Here is a 17,182-nt window from a genome sequence, read left to right on the forward strand (position 1 = left end):
GCTCAGCCGGGCAGGACCCGGTCCTCGATGCGGAAACGGAAGATGCGGCCGATCTGGCCGAGCGCGGTCTGGAACTCGACCTCGGGCGTGTTGCCGACCCGGGTCTCGAAGGCCTCCAGGATCTGCTCCTTGGTGGCGCCCTTGACGGCCAGGATGAAGGGGAAGCCGAAGGTCCGTCGATAGAGCCCGTTGAGCGCCGTGAAGCGTTCGAACTCCTCCGGGCTCAACCGGTCGAGCCCGGCACCCGCCTGCTCGCGCCGGGAGTCCTCGGCCATCTCGCCCGCCATGGCGGCCCGACCTGCCAGGTCGGGGTGGGCGCGGATCAGCGTGACCTGCATGTGCCGCGGCGCGCGGCGGACGGCCTGCGCGAAGGCGGCCACCATGGCGTCGCGCGACCGGTAGGGCCGCATCGCCGCCGCCGCCTCGGCGACCCAGGGGGAATTCTCGGCCACGTCGCCGAACCGGGCCACGAAGGCGTCGATCGACAGGGCGTTGACTTCGGCCAGAGACAGCATGGGACGGACCCGCTCAGACGCAAGTCCCTTCACCTCGCATCCTCGAACCGGCTGCGCAAGGCGGCACGCGTTCCCGGCGCCTCCGGAATATCCCGTATCCGCGACGATCCGTCCCCCCGGACGCGGCATCGTCACTGCCTCGCGATCCAGGCGCCGAGCAGGCGGCGCTCGTCGTCGGTGATGCCCGTCTCGTTGCCGAGCGGCATCGCGTCGGATTTCACCGCCTGCTGGTCGATCAGCTGCGCATAGCGACGGATGTCGTCGATGTGCTCGAGCGTGACGCCCTTGGGCGGCTCCGCGAAGCCTTCGTGGCGAGGCTTCGCCGCGTGGCAGGCGGTGCAGTGGGTCGCGGTGACGCGCAGCACGTCCGCGTCGCTCGCCCGGATCCCGGCGAGCGCCGGGTCGGTCCGGGGCGCGGTCAGGACCAGCGCCGCCGCGATTCCGACGGCCGCCACGCCGGGCGCCCAGGCGACCTTCGCGATCGGGTCACCCGCCTCGTGCCGCACGAAGAAATGGCGGACCGTGCCGCCGATGACCAGCACCAGCGCCACCAGCAGCCAGGACTGCGGGTGATTGGTCAGCATCGGATAGTGGTTTGACACCATCATGAGCAGCACCGGCAGCGTCAGGTAGGTGTTGTGCACCGACCGCTGCTTGCCGATCGCCCCGAGCCGCGGGTCCGGCGCCTCGCCCTTGAGCAGCGACGCGACGATCTTCCGCTGGTTCGGAATAATGATCATGAACACGTTGGCGGCCATGATGGTGCCCACGAAGGCGCCGACATGGATGAGCGCGCCGCGCCCGGAGAAGACCTTCGCGAAGAGGACCGCCGCCGCCACGATCATCAGGAAGACCAGCACGGCGAGCACCGTCGTGTTCTGCCCCAGCCGCGACCGGCAGAGCGCGTCGTAGCCGGCCCATCCAGCCGCCAGCCCGGCGATCGAGATCAGGATCGCCTGCCACGGCGCCAGGGCCAGGACCTTCGGGTCGATCAGGTAGGCCTTGGCGTTCCAGTAGTATTGCACCACCAGGAGCGCGAAGCCGCTGAGGAACGTGAGATAGGCCTCCCATTTGTACCAGATCAGGTCTTCGGGCAGCTGCTTCGGCGCGACCAGGTACTTCTCGACATGGTAGAAGCCGCCGCCATGGACCTCCCAGGCGGTGCCATAGACCCCCTCGTTCATCTGGGCCCGCTTGCGCAGCGAGACGTCGAGGCCGATGAAGTAGAAGGAGGCCCCGATCCAGCCGATGCCCACGACGAGGTGGAACCAGCGGATCAGGAGGTTGAGCCAGTCTGCGGCGAAGGCTTCCATGGAAGGTCCGTTCGAAAGGGCGGCGGCCGGGAGGCCGCTCGGCCCTTGCAAGTTCCGTGCAGAGGCCGGCGCCGGTCGGGATGGCGCGCCGGCGCCGGGGCAGGGCGATCATGTCGGGCGACGCCGGCGGCGGCCCGCCGCCGCCGGACTCGCGAGGCCGCGGCCCCTACTGGGGCAGCTTGTCGTCGATGCCCTTGACGTACCAGTTCATGCCCAGGATCGCCGGGTCGTCGAGCTCCTTGCCGGCCGGGATCACCTGGCTGCCGTCCTGCTTGAAGATCGGTCCCGCGAAGGGCTTGAGCGTCCCCGCCTTGATCTTGGCGGCGGTCTCGTCGGCCATCTTCTTGACGTCGTCCGGCACGTTCTGGATGGGCGGCAGGACCACCATGCCCTCCTTCATGCCCTCCCAGGTGTCCTCGGACTTCCAGGTCTTGTCCATCACGGCCTTGACGCGCCGGATGTAGTAGGGGTCCCAGTCGTCCGTGATCGCGGTGATCTGGGCCTTCGGGGCGAACTTGGCCATGTCGGAGGACTGCCCGAAGCCGAGGATGCCCTTCTCCTGCGCGACCTGCAGGGGCGCCGTGGAGTCCGTGTGCTGCGTCAGGATATCGGCTCCCTGCGAGATCAGCACCTTGGCGGCATCGGCTTCCTTGCCCGGATCATACCAGGAATTCACCCAGATGATCTTGACCTTGACGTTCGGGTTGACCGACTGTGCGCCGAGCATGAAGGCGTTGATGCCCGACACCACCTCGGGGATGGGGAACGAGACGATATAGCCGATCGTGTTCGACTTCGTCATCTTGCCGGCGATCTGCCCGATGACGTAGCGACCCTCGTAGAACCGCGCCGAGTAGGTCGAGACGTTCTTTTCGCGCTTGTAGCCGGTCGCATGCTCGAAGAAGATGTTCGGGTACTTCTTGGCGACCTTGATGGTCGGGTCCATGAAGCCGAAGGACGTGGTGAAGATGATCTTGTTGCCGTCGCGCGCGAGGCGCTCGATGGCACGCTCCGCGTCCGGGCCTTCCGGCACGTTCTCCACGAAGCTGGTCTGGACCTTGTCGCCGAAGGCCTTCTCGACCGCCTTGCGACCCTGGTCGTGCTGGTAGGAATAGCCGAAGTCGCCGACCGGTCCGACATAGACCCAGGCCGCCTTGAGCTTCTCCTGCGCGCTCGCCGCGCCGGCCGCGAGGCCGATCCCGAGCGCGGCGGCCGCCGCAATCCACTTCTTCATCGAGGTACCTCCGTGACGCCTGCGGTCCCTTGATCCGTTGGCTCGGCCTTTCCGCGCGGAACCGCAGGCGCGGGGGCCGTTTTCGGTGCCCTACCGATCCGGCACGAAGCTCTGGCCGAGGCAGGCGGGCGTGTTGGCGCGCATGACCAGCCGGTTCTTCGAGATGATCACGAGGGCGACGATGGTGACGAGGTAGGGCAGGGACGACAGGAACTGGGCCGGCACGCCGAGCCCGAAGCCCTGCGCCGCGAAGCCCAGGATGGTGACGGTGGCGAACAGGTAGGCGCCCACCATGGCGCGCAGCGGCAGCCAGGACGAGAAGACCACCAGCGCCAGCGCGATCCAGCCGCGCCCGGCCGTCATGTTCTCCACCCATTGCGGCGTGTAGGCGAGCGACAGGTAGCCCCCGCCGAGCCCCGAGCAGGCACCGCCGAACAGGATGGCGCCCGTCCTGACCGCCGTGACCCGGTAGCCGAGCGCATGCGCGGAGCCGTGGTTGTCGCCGACCGCCCGGATGACGAGCCCCGTCCGGGTGCGGAACAGCACGTGGCCGACCGCCAGCACGAGGGCGACCGAGAGATAGACGAGCAGGTCCTGCCCGAACAGGATCTTGCCGACGACCGGCAGGTCCGTCAGCCCCGGGATCGAGAGCTTCTCGAGCCTGACGCCCGGCTGGCCGACGAAGCGCTCGCCGACGAGCCCCGAGACCCCGATGCCGAAGAGCGTCAGCGCCAGCCCGCTCGCCACCTGGTTGGTCACCAGCGTCTGGGTCAGGAAGGCGAAGACGAGCGCCAGCCCCATTCCGGCGAGCGCCGCCGCGAGGATGCCGAGGAGCGGCGACCCGGTCGTCAACGCCGTGCCGAAGCCGGCGACCGCCCCCATCACCATCATGCCCTCCACCCCGAGGTTCAGCACCCCGGAGCGCTCGGTCACCAGTTCGCCGATCGCCGCGAAGAGGAGCGGCGTCGCGGCCGTGATGATGGTCAGGATGGTCGCCTCAAGCATGCGCGCGGCCCTCCGCGGGCGAGCGCCCGACGATCCGGATGCGGTAGAGGATCAGGGTGTCGCAGGCCAGGATGTAGAAGAGCAGGATCCCCTGGAACACCCGCGCGGTCTTGTCCGAGATCCCGAGCCCCACCTGCGCCGCCTCGCCGCCCAGGTAGCTGACCGCCAGCACCAGCCCGGCGAACACCACCCCGATCGGGTTGAGCCGGCCGAGGAACGCCACGATGATCGCCGTGAACCCGTAGCCCGGCGAGATGCCGGGCTGCAGCTGCCCGACCGTGCCGGCGAGCTCCATGATGCCGGCGAGCCCCGCGAGCCCGCCGGAGAGCAGGAAGGCGAAGAGCACCATCCGGTCCGACGAGAAGCCGGCGAAGCGGCCCGCCCGCGGCGCCTGGCCGAGCACGCGGACCTCGAAGCCCTTGAGCGTGCGGCTCATCACCACCCACAGGATCAGGGCGGCCGCGAGCGCCACCAGCGCGCCGATGTTGACCCGCCCCTCGCCGAGCAGCGGCATGGTCTGCCAGTCCTCGAAGCTGACCGACTTGGGGAAGTTGTAGCCCTTCGGGTCCCGCCAGGGCCCGCGCACCAGCCAGTCGAGCAGCAGGCCCGCCACGTAGACGAGCATCAGGCTCGTCAGGATCTCGTTGGCGCCCGTCTTCGTCTTGAGCAGCGCCGGGATCGCGCCCCACACCATGCCGCCGATCACGCCCAGCACCAGCATGGCGACGAGCGTCAGGGGCGTGTTCCAGGAGGTCGCCAGGATCGGCACCGCCGCCCCGAACACGGCCCCCATGGTGAACTGCCCTTCGGCCCCGATATTCCAGACGTTCGCCCGGTACGCCACCGAGAGCCCGACGCCGATCAGCACGAGCGGCGTCGCCTTGACGATCAGCTCCTCGATCGACCACAGGGTCGTGAACGGCTCCACGAAGAAGACGTAGAGCCCCAGGAGCGGGTTGACGCCCGCCAGCGCGAAGATGATGCCGCCGGTCACCACCGTCAGGGCGATCGCGATCAGGGGCGAGGCCCAGGCGAAGACGGCCGCGCGCTCCGGGCGTTTCTCGAGCTCAATGCGCATGGCCGTCGTGCTCCCTGAGCCTGCCCGCCTTGTCGACCGCGGCGGGGTCGCCGTGCGCCCCGCCCATCAGCAGTCCGAGCCGCTCCATCGTCATCAGGTGCGCGTCGTAGGCCGGCGACAGGTGCCCGCGCGACACGACGGCGATGCGGTCGGCGATCTCGAAGATCTCGTCGAGGTCCTGGCTGATGACGAGGACCCCGGCGCCGTCCGCCGCGAGGTCCAGGATCGCCTGGCGGATCAGCGCCGCGGCGCCCGCGTCCACCCCCCAGGTCGGCTGGTTGACGACGAAGACCCGGGGTTTGCGGTCGAGCTCGCGCCCCACCACGAACTTCTGCAGGTTGCCGCCCGACAGGGCCCGCGCCTCCGGGTCGGGCTTGCCCTTGCGCACGTCGAACGCCTCGCCGACCCGCTTGGCGGTCGCGGCGGCTTCGCCGTAGTCCAGGAAGACGCCGGACCGGCCGCCGCCCGCGCCCGTGGCGTGCCGCGTCAGGACCACGTTCTCCGACAGCCGGAACCCCGGCACCGCCCCGTGCCCGAGCCGCTCCTCCGGCACGAAGGCGGCCCCGAGGCCGCGCCGCGCCGTCACGCCGAGATGCCCGCAGGCGACGCCGTCGACCGTCACCGCGTCGGGCCGGTCGGCCGGCCGCTCGCCCGAGATCGCGTCGAAGAGCTCCGACTGCCCGTTCCCCGCCACGCCCGCGATCGCCACAACCTCGCCGGCCCGCACTTCCAGCGTCACCTTCGTCAGGGCGACCGCGAAGGGCCCGTTGGCCGGCAGGTCGAGCCTGTCGAGCCGCAGCCGCACCTTGCCGTCCGGGCGCCCGTGTGCCGGCTTCACCGAATGCACGTCGGCGCCGACCATCAGCTTCGCCAGGCTCGACGCCGTCTCCTTCGTCGGGTCGACCCGGGCCACCACCTTGCCGTGGCGCAGGATCGTGGAGGCGTGGCAGAGCCGCTTCACCTCTTCGAGCCGGTGCGAGATGTAGAGGATCGCGCAGCCTTCGCCGGCCAGCCGCTCCAGCGTGAGGAAGAGCTGGTCGGCCTCCTGCGGGGTCAGCACCGCAGTCGGTTCGTCCATGATGAGGAGCCTCGGCTCCTGCAGCAGGCAGCGCACGATCTCGATCCGCTGCCGCTCGCCGACCGACAGGTCCGCCACCACCGCGTCCGCCCGCAGCGGCAGCCCGTACTCCCGCGAGACGGTCTCGATCCGGCGCGACAACGCCGCCATCGGCGTCTTCGGCAGCGCCAGCGCGATGTTCTCCGCCACCGTCAGCGCCTCGAACAGCGAGAAGTGCTGGAACACCATGCCGATGCCGAGCTTCCGCGCGGCCGCCGGGTTGGCGATGGTGGCCGGCCGTCCCATCCAGCGGAACTCGCCCTCGTTCGGCTGCAGCGAGCCGTAGATCATCTTCACCAGCGTCGACTTGCCGGCCCCGTTCTCGCCGAGCAGCGCATGGATCTCCCCCGGCTTCAGGGCGAGGTCGACATGGTCGTTGGCGACGAGGGTCGAGAAGCGCTTGGTGATGCCGCGCGCCTCCAGGAGGAAGGGCCCCGGGCCGCCCGCCTCGGCTGTCGCAGCCGGCGCTTCGTCGACGATCGTCACCGCTCCCTCCCTCCGGCCGCCACCAGCCGCGGCCTGGCCCCGGCCGGGGCGGACGCCGCGCGCGCCGTCTCGTCGGCGACGATCAGTTCCACCGCGGTCGCCGCCGCGATCACGGCCGGATCCTTGGAGGCCGGTCCCGTCGCGCCGATCGGGCAGACGAGCCGCTCGATCGCCGCCCGGCCGTGCCCGAGCGCGGCGAGCCGGCTCTCGAAGCGCGCCCGCTTCGTGGCCGAGCCGATCACCCCCACATGGGCGAAGCGCTGGTCCCTGAGCGCCGCGTCCACGATGGCGAGGTCGAGCGCGTGGTCGTGCGTCATGACGAGGACGAAGGCCCCGTCCGGCGCCCCCGCGAGCGCCGCGACCGGGTCGTCGGGCCGCACGAGCGTCACGGTCCGCGGCACCGCGGGCGGGAAGGCGTCCGGCCGCGCGTCCACCCAGACCACGCGGAAGGCCAGCGGCGCCAGCGCCAGCACGAGGGCCCGCCCCACGTGCCCGGCCCCGAAGAGGTAGAGCACCCGCGCCGCCTCGCCGAAGGCTTCATGCAGTTCGCCCCCGACGAGCGCCGCTCCCGGTCCGTCGGCCGGCCCCGCGATGCGCCGCCGGACGCCGTCCGGCCCGATCGTGCCGACGGTCCGGAACGGGCCTGCCGCCTCCAGCGCCGCCAGCGCCGCCACCTCGGCCAGCCGGTCGCGCCCGAACAGCTCCACGGCGACCTCCACCCGGCCGCCGCAGCATTGCCCGAGCTCCGGCCCGAGCGCGTAGGGCAGGAGGGTGAAGGCGGCGGGGGACGTGTCCCGGGTCGCCAGCATGGCGCGCGCCGCTTCGATGACGCGGTATTCCAGCATCCCGCCGCCGATCGTGCCCGAGAAGGCGCCGTCCGCGAACACGACCATCCGCGCCCCGGCCTCGCGCGGGGTGGAGCCCTTCGGGCGCAGGACCGTGACCAGGGCCGCGCGGCCCCGCGTCTCCAGTCCCTTGCTGAGCGTGCTCCAGGCGAGCATTCAGCGGCTCCTCATCGCCTTGACGGCCGTCAGGATCGCCTCCGGGGTAGCCGGGGCGTCGAGCGGCGGCACCCGGCCCGGTGCGAGGCTCGCGACCGCGTCGGTGATCGCCGAGAAGACCGAGATCGCCAGCATCAGCGGCGGTTCCCCGACCGCCTTGGAGCGATGGATCGTGTCCGCCCGGCAGCCGCCCGACTCGAAGAGCCCCACCCGGAAGTCCGCCGGCACGTCCGAGGCCGTCGGGATCTTGTAGGTCGACGGCGCGTGGGTGCGCAGCCGTCCGGCGTCATCGTAGACCAGTTCCTCGGTGGTGAGCCACCCCATGCCTTGCACGAAGGCGCCCTCGATCTGCCCGATGTCGATCGCCGGATTGAGGCTATGCCCGACGTCGTGCAGGATGTCGGCCCGGTCGACCCGCATCTCGCCCGTCAGCGTGTCGATCGTGACCTCCGCGCAGGCCGCCCCGTAGGCGAAATAGAGGAAGGGCCGGCCGGTCGCGCTCGCCCGGTCCCAGGTGATCCCGGGGGTCCTGTAGAAGCCCGTCGAGGAGAGCTGCACCCGCGCGAGGTAGCAGGCCCGCGCCAGCTCCGGGAAGGTCATGGAGCGGTTGCCGCCGTAGACGTGCCCGTCGCGGAAACGGATCTCGGCCGCCGGGCATCCGAAGGCCTCCGCGGCCACCGCCGCCATCCGCCCGCGGATGGTCCCGGCCGCGATCTTCGCCGCCATGCCGTTCAGGTCCGACCCCGACGAGGCCGCCGTCGGCGACGTGTTGGGCACCTTGCCGGTCGTCGTCGCGGTGATCTTCACCCGGTCGAGCCCGACCCCCAGCTCCTCCGCCACCACCTGCGCGACCTTGAGGTAGAGCCCCTGGCCCATCTCGGTGCCGCCGTGGTTCACCTGGACCGAGCCGTCCGTGTAGACGTGCACGAGCGCGCCAGCCTGGTTCAGGTGCACGAGCGTGAAGGAGATGCCGAACTTCACCGGCGTCAGCGCCAGCCCCTTGCGCAGATACGGGCTCGCCGCATTGAAGGCGCGGATCGCCTCCCGGCGCGCCCGGTAGTCGGACGTCCGCTCCAGTTCGGCGACGAGTTCATGCGCGATGTTGTCGTCGACCGGCATGCCGTAGGGCGTCGTCCCGCCCTCGCGCGGGTAGAGGTTGCGCAGCCGGACGTCGAGCGGGTCGATGCCGAGCCGGATCGCCAGCGCGTCCATCATGCGCTCGGCGAACAGCATGCCCTGCGGGCCGCCGAAGCCCCGGAAGGCGGTGTTGGAGACCGTATCTGTGAGGAGCCGCCGCGAGTGGATGCGCGCCGCCGGGTACAGGTAGGCATTGTCGGCGTGGAACATGGTGCGGTCGTTGACGCCGAGCGACAGGTCCGCCGAGTAGCCGCAGCGCGCCAGGAACGACACGTCCACCGCCGTGATCCGCCCGTCCGCGTCGTGGCCGGCCCGCCAGTCGACCCGGAAGTCGTGGCGCTTGCCCGTCATGATCATGTCGTCGTCCCGGTCGAGCCGCAGCTTCGCGGCCCGCCCGGTCCGCCGCGCCACCAGCGCCGCGATGACCGCCCACTGGGTCGCCTGGCTCTCCTTGCCGCCGAAGCCCCCGCCCATGCGCCGGCACTCCGCCACCACGGCCGCGTCCGGGATCCCGAGCACCTTGGCGGTGATGTGCTGCACCTCGGTCGGATGCTGGGTCGAGGTCAGGACCCACATGTCCCCGTCCTCGCCCGGCACGGCGAGCGCCGCCTGGCCCTCCAGGTAGAAGTGCTCCTGCCCGCCGATCCGCATGGATCCGCCGATCGTAGCCGGGCTTGCGGCCAGCGCCGCCTCGACGTCGCCCTTCAGGAACCCGTAGGGCGGCAGCACGTCGGTGCCGCGGTCGAGGGCGTCCTCGACGGTCACGGCCGGCTTCTCCGCGTCGACCTCGATCACGGCCAGCCGGACCGCGCGCCGGGCCGCGTCGCGCGTTTCGGCGGCGACCGCGAAGACCACCTGGCCGTGGAACAGGATCTCGCCCGCCGCGAACACCGGATCCCCGCCGACCGACGGCGAGCAGTCGTTGACCCCCGGCACGTCCGCGGCGGTCAGCACCGCCGCCACGCCCGGGTAGGCCGCCACCGCCGACAGGTCCAGTCGCGTGATCCGCCCCTTCGCGGCCGAGCGGGCGTAGCCCGGCGCCACGTGCAGGCAGCGCGCCGGCTCCGGAACGTCGTCCACGTAGGCGGCGCTGCCCTGGACGTGCTTCTCGGCCGAATCATGCGCGATTGGCCGCCGCACCACGGCGAGCGGCTCGGCCGCGTCGAGAGCGGCCGGTTCAGGCGACGCGTTCATGAGCGGCCTCCCTCGATCCGATGATGCGGGTCGGCGCCGCCGGACCGGCGATCTCGATCAGCGCCTTCTCGACCAGCGCCGCGGCCACCTCGGCCCGGTACGCCGCCGAGGCGCGCATGTCCGAGAGCGGCGTGAAGTCCGACCGGACGGCCGACAGGGCCGGTGCCCAGGTGGCGGGATCCGCCAGGACGGCCCCGACCAGCGCGGCCTCCGTCCCCGCAGCCCGCTTCGGCGTCGCGGCCATGCCGCCGAACGCGACGCGCGCCTCGGCGATCCGGCCGTCCGCGACCGTCACGCGTAGCGCGCCCAGGACGGCCGAGATGTCCTGGTCGAAGCGCTTGGAGATCTTGTAGGCCCGGAAATGCTGCCCGGCCGCGAGCTTCGGCACCGTCACGCTCTCGACGAACTCGCCGGGCCGCCGATCCTGCCGCCCGTAGGCGAGGAAGAAGTCCTCGAGCGGCATCGTGCGGCGCTCCTCGCCGCGCCGGAGCGTGAGCGTCGCCCCGAGGGCGATGAGCGCGGGCGGGGTGTCGCCGATGGGCGAGCCGTTGGCGATGTTGCCGCCGACCGTGCCGGAGGCGCGCACCTGCTTCGACCCGATCCGGCGCCAGAGCTCGCCGAGGTCCGGGTCGATCGCCGCCAGGGCGGCCTCGGCCCGCGCGTAGGTCGCGGTGGCGCCGATCTCGATGCGATCGCCGTGGTCCGTGACCGCGTCGAGGCCGGCCACCCGGCCCAAGAGGATGATCTTGGGCAAGACCCGGAGCTGCTTGGTGATCCAGAGGCCGACGTCCGTCGCCCCGGCCACCAGGGTCGCGTCCGGATGCGCCAGGGCGAGCGCCGCGAGGCTCTCGAGGCTGGTCGGGGCGGCGATGAAGGATTCCTCCGAGCCGACCCTCAGATCCGCCCCGTCGCGGAGCGCGGCGAGCGCTGCCGCGGTCTCCGCCGCCCGCGCCCGGAACCGGTCCGCCGGCTCCTCGGCCGGCCGCGCCGCCGAAGCCGCCAGCGCGGCGTCCACGATCGGCCGGTATCCGGTGCAGCGGCACAGGTTGCCGGCGAGCTGGTCGGTCACGGCCTTGCGGGTGATCGCCGCCTCGCCCTGGTAGAGGCTGAAGAGGCTCATCACGATCCCGGGCGTGCAGAAGCCGCATTGCGACCCGTGGTGCTCCACCATCGCGGCCTGCAGCGGATGAAGCCCGCCCTCGGCGGTCGCCAGATCCTCGATGGTGACCAGTTCGCAGCCGTCGATCTGCCCAAGGAGCGCGATGCAGGCGTTGACGGGCTCGTAGACGACACGCTCCCCGACGAGATGTCCGATCGCGACCGTGCAGGCCCCGCAGTCGCCCTCCCCGCAGCCCTCCTTGGTGCCTGTGCGACCGCGGCCGAGCCGGATGTGATCGAGAAGCGTCGTCATCGGGTCGAACCCGGCAACCTCGACCACCTCGCCGCGCGAGAGGTATCGGATCCGGTCGCGGGGTGCCCGGTCGGTCATGTCAGCTTCCCCGGTAGGTCGAATAGCCGTAGGGCGAGACCAGCAGCGGCACGTGATAGTGACGCGACGGGTCGGCGATGCCGAACCGGATCGGGATGACGTCGAGGAAGGCGGGTTCGGGCAGCGCGGCGCCAGAGGCCCTCAGATAGTCTCCCGCATGGAAGCGCAGCTCGTAGACGCCCGCCCGGAACGCATCGCCCTCGAGCACCGGCCCGTCGATCCGGCCGTCGTCGTTGGTGGTCACGGTCCGGATCAGCGCCGGCGCCGGTCCCGCGGACCAGAGCTCCACCACGAGGCCGCGCGCCGGCAGACCGGTCGTCGTGTCGAGGACATGTGTGGTGAGCCGCCCCATGCCGTCTCCGCTCCCTCGGGGGTTCCAGGACCGACATCATCGCCGAGATTGACTGCTCTAAAAAGCGGTCATTTTAGTCTTCATCGCTCGCTTGGTTCGAACGGTCGTTCGAGGTTGCCGCCCGGAAATGCCGCTGCACAAAGTTGCGGCACGGCGCTGCGGCTCGACCGTGGAGTGTTGCCGGGCGGTGACAAGGGACGGTTGCCCGGGCCGATCGGCCGCATCCGTAACGTTGCAGCCGTTCCGCAGCGTTGCAAAGCGAAGTCTTTGCCCCTTCACTCGACTCCGGGGCCCGGGCCGCAGCGGCGCGGGAGGACGCCGAGGGGGTGAAATATGCTGAAAGAGTTCCGGGACTTCGCCATGAAGGGCAACGTCGTCGAACTGGCCGTCGCGGTCATCATCGGCGCGGCCTTCGGCAAGATCGTCGACAGCCTGGTCAACGACATCTTCATGCCGATCGTCGGCGCCGTGACGGGCGGCCTCGACTTCTCGAACTATTTCCTGCTCCTGAGCAGCCTCACCGGCGGAGCCGCCGCGCCGGCGACCTACGACAAGGCCAAGGAACTCGGCGCCACGATCGGCTATGGCCAGTTCATCACGGTGGCCATCAACTTCGTCATCGTCGCCTGGATCCTCTTCCTGGTCGTCAAGGGACTGAACCGGATGAAGGCGCGCGAGGCGGCCGCCCCCACGCCGCCGCCGGCTCCGCCAAGATCCGAGCTTCTCCTCGAGGAGATCCGCGACATCCTCGCGCGCAAGTGAGGCGGGCGGGCAGTCGTCCGCCGCGGCGGCGCGCCGCTTCGCGAACGGCGGAAGGGCGTCGGGTGATTCGCCGCGGCCGCGCAGGCCCGTCGACGGCGCGCAGGCCCGGCCGGAGATCCCCGGGCCGATCCGCGGAAATGTGAAGGCCGGGGAGCCCGGGACTTCGTCTTTTGGCTGTAACATCGCCTGCGCAAGGCGATATGAGTAGAATGACGTATCTGGAGGCGCTATAGAAGAATGAGAGGGGGCGTGGCGTTGGATCGGCCGGCCGGTGTTGGCCGAAGATCGGACGCGCAGTGCCTCGAGGTTGGCAGGGGTGGGCGACCCTGGCCGGATACCAACGGACTGGGACATGCGCGACGCATCATCCACCACGCCCGGACTGCATCCGACAGTCTCGGAAGCCCGCCTGCTGAGCGTCCTCGATACGGCCGCGGACGGCATCATCGTGATCGACGGCCGGGCGCGGATCCTGGTCTTCAACAAGGCCTGCGAGAACCTGTTCGGCTACGAGGCGCGGGATGTGCTCGGCCGGAACATCAAGATCCTCATGCCGCCCGAGTTCGCCGACCACCACGACGGCTATCTCAACCACTACATGAGCACCGGCGAGAAGCGGATCATCGGCATCGGCCGCGAGGTGCGCGGCCAGCACCGGGACGGCACGGTATTCCCTGTGGAACTGTCGGTCGGCGAGGCGGAGACGCCGGAGGGACGGCAGTTCATCGGCGTGATCCGCGACCTGCGCGCCCGCAAGGCCGTCGAACAGCGGCTGAACCAGCTCCAGGCCCAGCTCGTCAACCTCGCCCGCGTCAACGCCATGGACGAGATGGGGGCGGCGATCGCGCACGAGCTGAACCAGCCGCTGACCGCCGTCATGCTCTACCTGCAGGCGGTCCAGCGCAAGCACCGGGACGGCACCCTGCCGCCGGCCGCGCTCGGCGACATCCTGGGCAAGGCCCTGCGGGAGGCCGAGCGGGCCGGCAGCATCATCCAGCGCATGCGCCAGTTCGTCGAAAAGCGCGAGCCGGAACGCCAGAAGGTGGATCTCGAACTCCTCATCGACGAGGCGCTCGAACTGACGCTGCTCGGCACCGACGTGGCCGGCGTGGCGCTCCAGCGCGAGCGCGCGCCGGACCTGCCCACCGTCGAAGTCGACCCGGTCCAGGTCCAGCAGATCGTCTGCAACCTGGTGCGCAACGCCCTGGAGGCCATCAAGGCCCGCGATCCGCGCTGGGTCCGGGTCGCCACGCGCAACCTGGACGGCACGGTCCGGGTCGAGGTGCAGGATTCCGGCCCCGGCATCCCGAAGGACGTGGCGCAGAACCTGTTCCGCGCCTTTTCAACGTCGAAGCGGACCGGATTGGGTCTGGGACTTGCGATTTCCCGTACCATCGCTCAGAACCACGGGGGTGATCTCGTGGTCGATCCGGGTGGCGACGGGCGCGGGGCCACGTTCATCTTGACCTTGCCGTTGCTGAATGGCGGCCAGGGCGGGGGAGCAAAACTGTCGGCGTGAACGCCGCACTTCCACGAAGGCGTGATGGGGCGAGACATGAAGGGCGAGAATACGATCTACATCGTCGACGACGATCCTGCGGTGCGCGACGCCCTGACGGTCGTATTCGAGCTGGAAGGCTTTCAAGTCGCCTCCTACGACACGGGCGACGCCTTTCTCGAAGTCGCCCGGACGAAGCCCCCGGCCTGCGTGATCCTCGACGTTCACATGCCCGGCCGCTCCGGCCTCGACATCCTGAAGACACTGAACGCCGACCACTATCCGGCGCCGATCTTCATCATCTCCGGCCAGGGCGACATCCCGATGGCGGTGTCCGCGGTCAAGCACGGCGCCTTCGACTTCATCGAAAAGCCGTTCGACGCCGACACCGTCGTCCAGCGCGTGCGCGAGGCCCTCTCGGCCGCCGAGCGGCGCGGCAGCGAGGGTGACAAGGCCGGCACGATCGCCGCCTTCCCGGGGCGCGACCTGCTCACGCCGCGCGAGATCGAAGTCCTCGGCCAGATCACCGCGGGGGCCTCCAACAAGGAGGCGGGTCGCCATCTCGGGATCAGCCCGCGCACCATCGAGGTGCACCGGGCCCGGATCATGGAGAAACTCGGCGCCCGCAATGCCGCCGATCTCGTCCGCATCGTGCTCACGGGCGAACACCGCGACGGGGACCAGTAGAGCCGCCGAGGCGGTCCGGAAGTCTGTCGCGGTACTTTGCTGAAGCTCTAGGTTTGAACTTGGACGATGGTCTTCGATCGCGGACCCGGAGCCCCGGGTCTGCGGATACGAACCAGTGCGTATGGAATTGTTGATGCCGGCGCGCGATACTGAATAGCGTGCCCGGTGATGGATTCCCGAACCGGGACGGCAATGCAGGATGTTCCGTCGTGGCGGTTTCCATCGTGGAGGATGATCCGGGGGTTGCGGACTCCCTGCAGTTTCTATTGCAGGCGATGGGTCACGACGTCTCCGTCTACCCGGATGCCGAGACCTTCATGGCGGCCACGCGGCCCCGCGAGGACGACGTGGTGATCGTCGATCTCGGCCTTCCCGGGCGCAGCGGCGCCGAGGCGATCCGCTGGCTTCTCGAGTTCGACCAGCCGCCCCGGGTGATCTGCATCTCCGGCCAGGCGCAGAAGATCATCGACGAGTCTCTGCGCGGCCTCAGCTCCATGCAGGTGCTGCGAAAGCCCCTGTCCGGCGACCGAATCGCCTCCATGATCTGACATGCTTCCTGTCGTTTCTCGGGCCTGCGTGCGACTACGTAGGTCTCGTGATCGCTTAGGTACAAAGGCGTAAGTAACGGAACGAAATTGAGGCAGATCAATTCTGCCGCTAGCTTTTTCGACATCGGCGGGTCGTCGGACCGGGCGCAGAGCGGGAGAAAGGGTCCCGGATCTGCACCTCCGTCAAGAGGATCGCCGCCGATGTACGGAGCATCCTGCCTGCGGACGGACGTCGGCCCAGCCGACGCGCAGCCGGGAGGTTCCCCAGAGGAGGGAAATCCATGGCCTATTCCGAACGCGGCCTCGCGGCTGGCGGCAACGCGCGTCCGATCGTCTCCCCGACCTCCGACGAGGGCTGGACCGACTACGCCCGATCGCCGCGCGTCAAGACCAACCGCTACGAGCCCCATCAGGTCGTCTTCTACGAGGGCGACCAGGCCGACCGCATCTACGAGCTCCTCGAGGGCGCCGTGATGCTCTACAAGCTCCTCCCCGACGGCCGCCGCCAGGTCGTCGAGGTGCTCGGCGCGAACGACATGTTCGGCCTCCTGGCGAGCCGCGCCTACGATTGCAACGCCGAGACCCTGACGCCCTGCGTCATCCGCGTGCTCGACCGCAAGGACGCCGAGACCACGCCCGCCGCGCAGCGCCACATCACCCGCTGCCTGCTCGCCCAGATGGAGTCGATGCACGAACATGCGGTCCTGCTCGGCCGCAAGTCCGCCTTCGAGCGGGTCTCCTCCTTCCTGATGCGCTTCGTCCCCGGCCGCGGAATCGCGGACTGCCGTGGTCCGGCCGGCGCCGGGCGGGACGATGCGCTCATCGTGCTGACCATGACCCGCCAGGAGATCGCCGACTACCTCGGCCTCACCATCGAGACCGTCAGCCGGGTCATCTCGGACCTGAAGCGCCGCGGCCTGATCGCCATCGAGAAGCAGGACCGCATCCGCATCAACAATGTTTGCGGCATGTGCCACCAGACCGGCGCCCATTGATTGGCCTGCGACGAAATTGCCCGTCGCTTGGGCACGGGTAACGGGCTAACTCTGCTTTGACAGACCGAGAGGGGGAGTGACCAGCGAGATTCGACGCCTGCCAGGTCGGCTGAAGCCGATCGTCCAGGTCGTCGTGTCCCTATTTCCTCCCGAGCTATCTCCTCCTCTTGCTACCTTGCGCCGTGCCTCGTGCACGGCGCATTTTTTCGTGGCGCCGACTCGGGCCCGGCCCGGGCCGGCGGGCAAGCGTCCTGCCGGAGGGAGACTTGGCCGCCACCCCCGCGACGACCGTCCTGAAGGCGCAGCGGATCGCCTTCGAGCTCCTCGAATATGCCCACGACCCGCGCGCCGAGGCCTACGGCCTGGAGGCCGCCGAGAAGCTCGGCCTCGATCCCGGCTCCGTCTTTAAGACCCTCGTGGTGTCCGACGAGGCCAAGGCCCATGCCCTGGCGCTCGTCCCCTCCGCCGGCCGTCTCAGCTTTCCCGAGGCCGCGCGGGCGCTCGGCTGGAAGCGCGCCGCCATGGCCGACCCCGCGGCGGCCCAGCGCCTGACCGGCTACGTCCTCGGCGGCATCAGCCCCTTCGGGACCAGGCGGCCCCTCGCCGTGCTGGCCGACCGCTCGCTCCTCGATTGGCCCCGGGTCCACGTCAGCGGCGGTCGCCGCGGCCTGGAGATCCGGATCGCCCCGCAGGATCTCGTCGGCGTCCTGTCCGCCGTCGTCGCCCCGATCGCGATTCGCTGAGATCCGGCGCATGCTGGCCTGTGGACCG

The 17,182-nt window shown here is 70.2% G+C and carries 16 protein-coding genes; 6 read left to right on the forward strand and 10 right to left on the reverse strand.

The annotated features are described in order from the left end of the window. Window positions 1-2 precede the first annotated feature (2 nt). The 10 genes from uraD to uraH all read right to left on the reverse strand — a co-directional run bounded on the left by uraD (window position 3) and on the right by uraH (window position 11,921). A complete protein-coding gene (uraD, locus tag WBG79_RS01470) occupies window positions 3-515 on the reverse strand; it encodes a 2-oxo-4-hydroxy-4-carboxy-5-ureidoimidazoline decarboxylase (protein WP_337355334.1) in 513 nt (170 codons plus the stop codon). Between the two features lie 131 nt (window positions 516-646). Continuing rightward, complete coding sequence (locus WBG79_RS01475) at window positions 647-1,828, reverse strand: urate hydroxylase PuuD (protein ID WP_337355335.1); 1,182 nt, start codon at window positions 1,826-1,828, stop codon at window positions 647-649. 166 nt (window positions 1,829-1,994) lie between these two features. Then, window positions 1,995-3,062, reverse strand: a complete 1,068-nt coding sequence (locus WBG79_RS01480) for a BMP family ABC transporter substrate-binding protein (RefSeq protein WP_337355336.1) — start codon at window positions 3,060-3,062, stop codon at window positions 1,995-1,997. Between the two features lie 90 nt (window positions 3,063-3,152). Next, window positions 3,153-4,067, reverse strand: a complete 915-nt coding sequence (locus WBG79_RS01485) for an ABC transporter permease (protein ID WP_337355337.1) — start codon at window positions 4,065-4,067, stop codon at window positions 3,153-3,155. Continuing rightward, window positions 4,060-5,145, reverse strand: a complete 1,086-nt coding sequence (locus WBG79_RS01490) for an ABC transporter permease (protein WP_337355338.1) — start codon at window positions 5,143-5,145, stop codon at window positions 4,060-4,062. The genes WBG79_RS01485 and WBG79_RS01490 overlap by 8 nt, the downstream gene beginning before the upstream one ends. Next, window positions 5,135-6,748: an ABC transporter ATP-binding protein gene (locus WBG79_RS01495; protein WP_337355339.1), complete on the reverse strand. Its 1,614-nt coding sequence runs from the start codon at window positions 6,746-6,748 to the stop codon at window positions 5,135-5,137. Before WBG79_RS01495 ends, WBG79_RS01490 begins: the two co-directional genes overlap by 11 nt. Continuing rightward, the gene (gene xdhC, locus WBG79_RS01500) at window positions 6,745-7,749 is read right to left on the reverse strand and encodes a xanthine dehydrogenase accessory protein XdhC (protein ID WP_337355340.1); all 1,005 of its coding nucleotides are present in this window, start codon (window positions 7,747-7,749) and stop codon (window positions 6,745-6,747) included. Before xdhC ends, WBG79_RS01495 begins: the two co-directional genes overlap by 4 nt. Continuing rightward, on the reverse strand, window positions 7,750-10,080 hold the full coding sequence (gene xdhB / locus WBG79_RS01505) for a xanthine dehydrogenase molybdopterin binding subunit (RefSeq protein WP_337355341.1): 2,331 nt from the start codon (window positions 10,078-10,080) through the stop codon (window positions 7,750-7,752). Beyond that, complete coding sequence (gene xdhA / locus WBG79_RS01510; RefSeq protein ID WP_337355342.1) at window positions 10,064-11,569, reverse strand: xanthine dehydrogenase small subunit; 1,506 nt, start codon at window positions 11,567-11,569, stop codon at window positions 10,064-10,066. Before xdhA ends, xdhB begins: the two co-directional genes overlap by 17 nt. A gap of 1 nt (window position 11,570) precedes the next feature. Continuing rightward, complete coding sequence (uraH, locus tag WBG79_RS01515) at window positions 11,571-11,921, reverse strand: hydroxyisourate hydrolase (RefSeq protein WP_337355343.1); 351 nt, start codon at window positions 11,919-11,921, stop codon at window positions 11,571-11,573. Window positions 11,922-12,254: 333 nt separating this feature from the next. Here uraH and mscL point away from each other — a divergent pair, with 333 nt between their 5' ends. The 6 genes from mscL (at window position 12,255) to ybaK (ending at window position 17,154) form a co-directional block, all read left to right on the forward strand. Then, window positions 12,255-12,683 carry a large conductance mechanosensitive channel protein MscL gene (mscL, locus tag WBG79_RS01520; protein WP_337355344.1) on the forward strand — a complete coding sequence of 143 codons (429 nt, stop codon included), beginning with the start codon at window positions 12,255-12,257 and terminating at the stop codon, window positions 12,681-12,683. A 352-nt stretch (window positions 12,684-13,035) separates the two neighbouring features. Beyond that, entirely contained in the window at window positions 13,036-14,202 is a 1,167-nt protein-coding gene (locus WBG79_RS01525; protein WP_337355345.1) for a two-component system sensor histidine kinase NtrB, read from the forward strand. Window positions 14,203-14,238: 36 nt separating this feature from the next. After that, window positions 14,239-14,868, forward strand: coding sequence for a response regulator transcription factor (locus WBG79_RS01530; protein WP_337355346.1), 630 nt, complete (start codon window positions 14,239-14,241; stop codon window positions 14,866-14,868). 209 nt (window positions 14,869-15,077) lie between these two features. Beyond that, entirely contained in the window at window positions 15,078-15,416 is a 339-nt protein-coding gene (locus tag WBG79_RS01535) for a response regulator (protein WP_337355347.1), read from the forward strand. A 281-nt stretch (window positions 15,417-15,697) separates the two neighbouring features. Continuing rightward, complete coding sequence (locus WBG79_RS01540; RefSeq protein ID WP_337355348.1) at window positions 15,698-16,411, forward strand: Crp/Fnr family transcriptional regulator; 714 nt, start codon at window positions 15,698-15,700, stop codon at window positions 16,409-16,411. Window positions 16,412-16,677: 266 nt separating this feature from the next. Continuing rightward, window positions 16,678-17,154, forward strand: coding sequence for a Cys-tRNA(Pro) deacylase (gene ybaK / locus WBG79_RS01545; RefSeq protein ID WP_337355349.1), 477 nt, complete (start codon window positions 16,678-16,680; stop codon window positions 17,152-17,154). Window positions 17,155-17,182: the final 28 nt, after the last annotated feature.

The sequence above is a fragment of the Prosthecomicrobium sp. N25 genome (assembly GCF_037203705.1).
Classification (GTDB): domain Bacteria; phylum Pseudomonadota; class Alphaproteobacteria; order Rhizobiales; family Ancalomicrobiaceae; genus Prosthecodimorpha.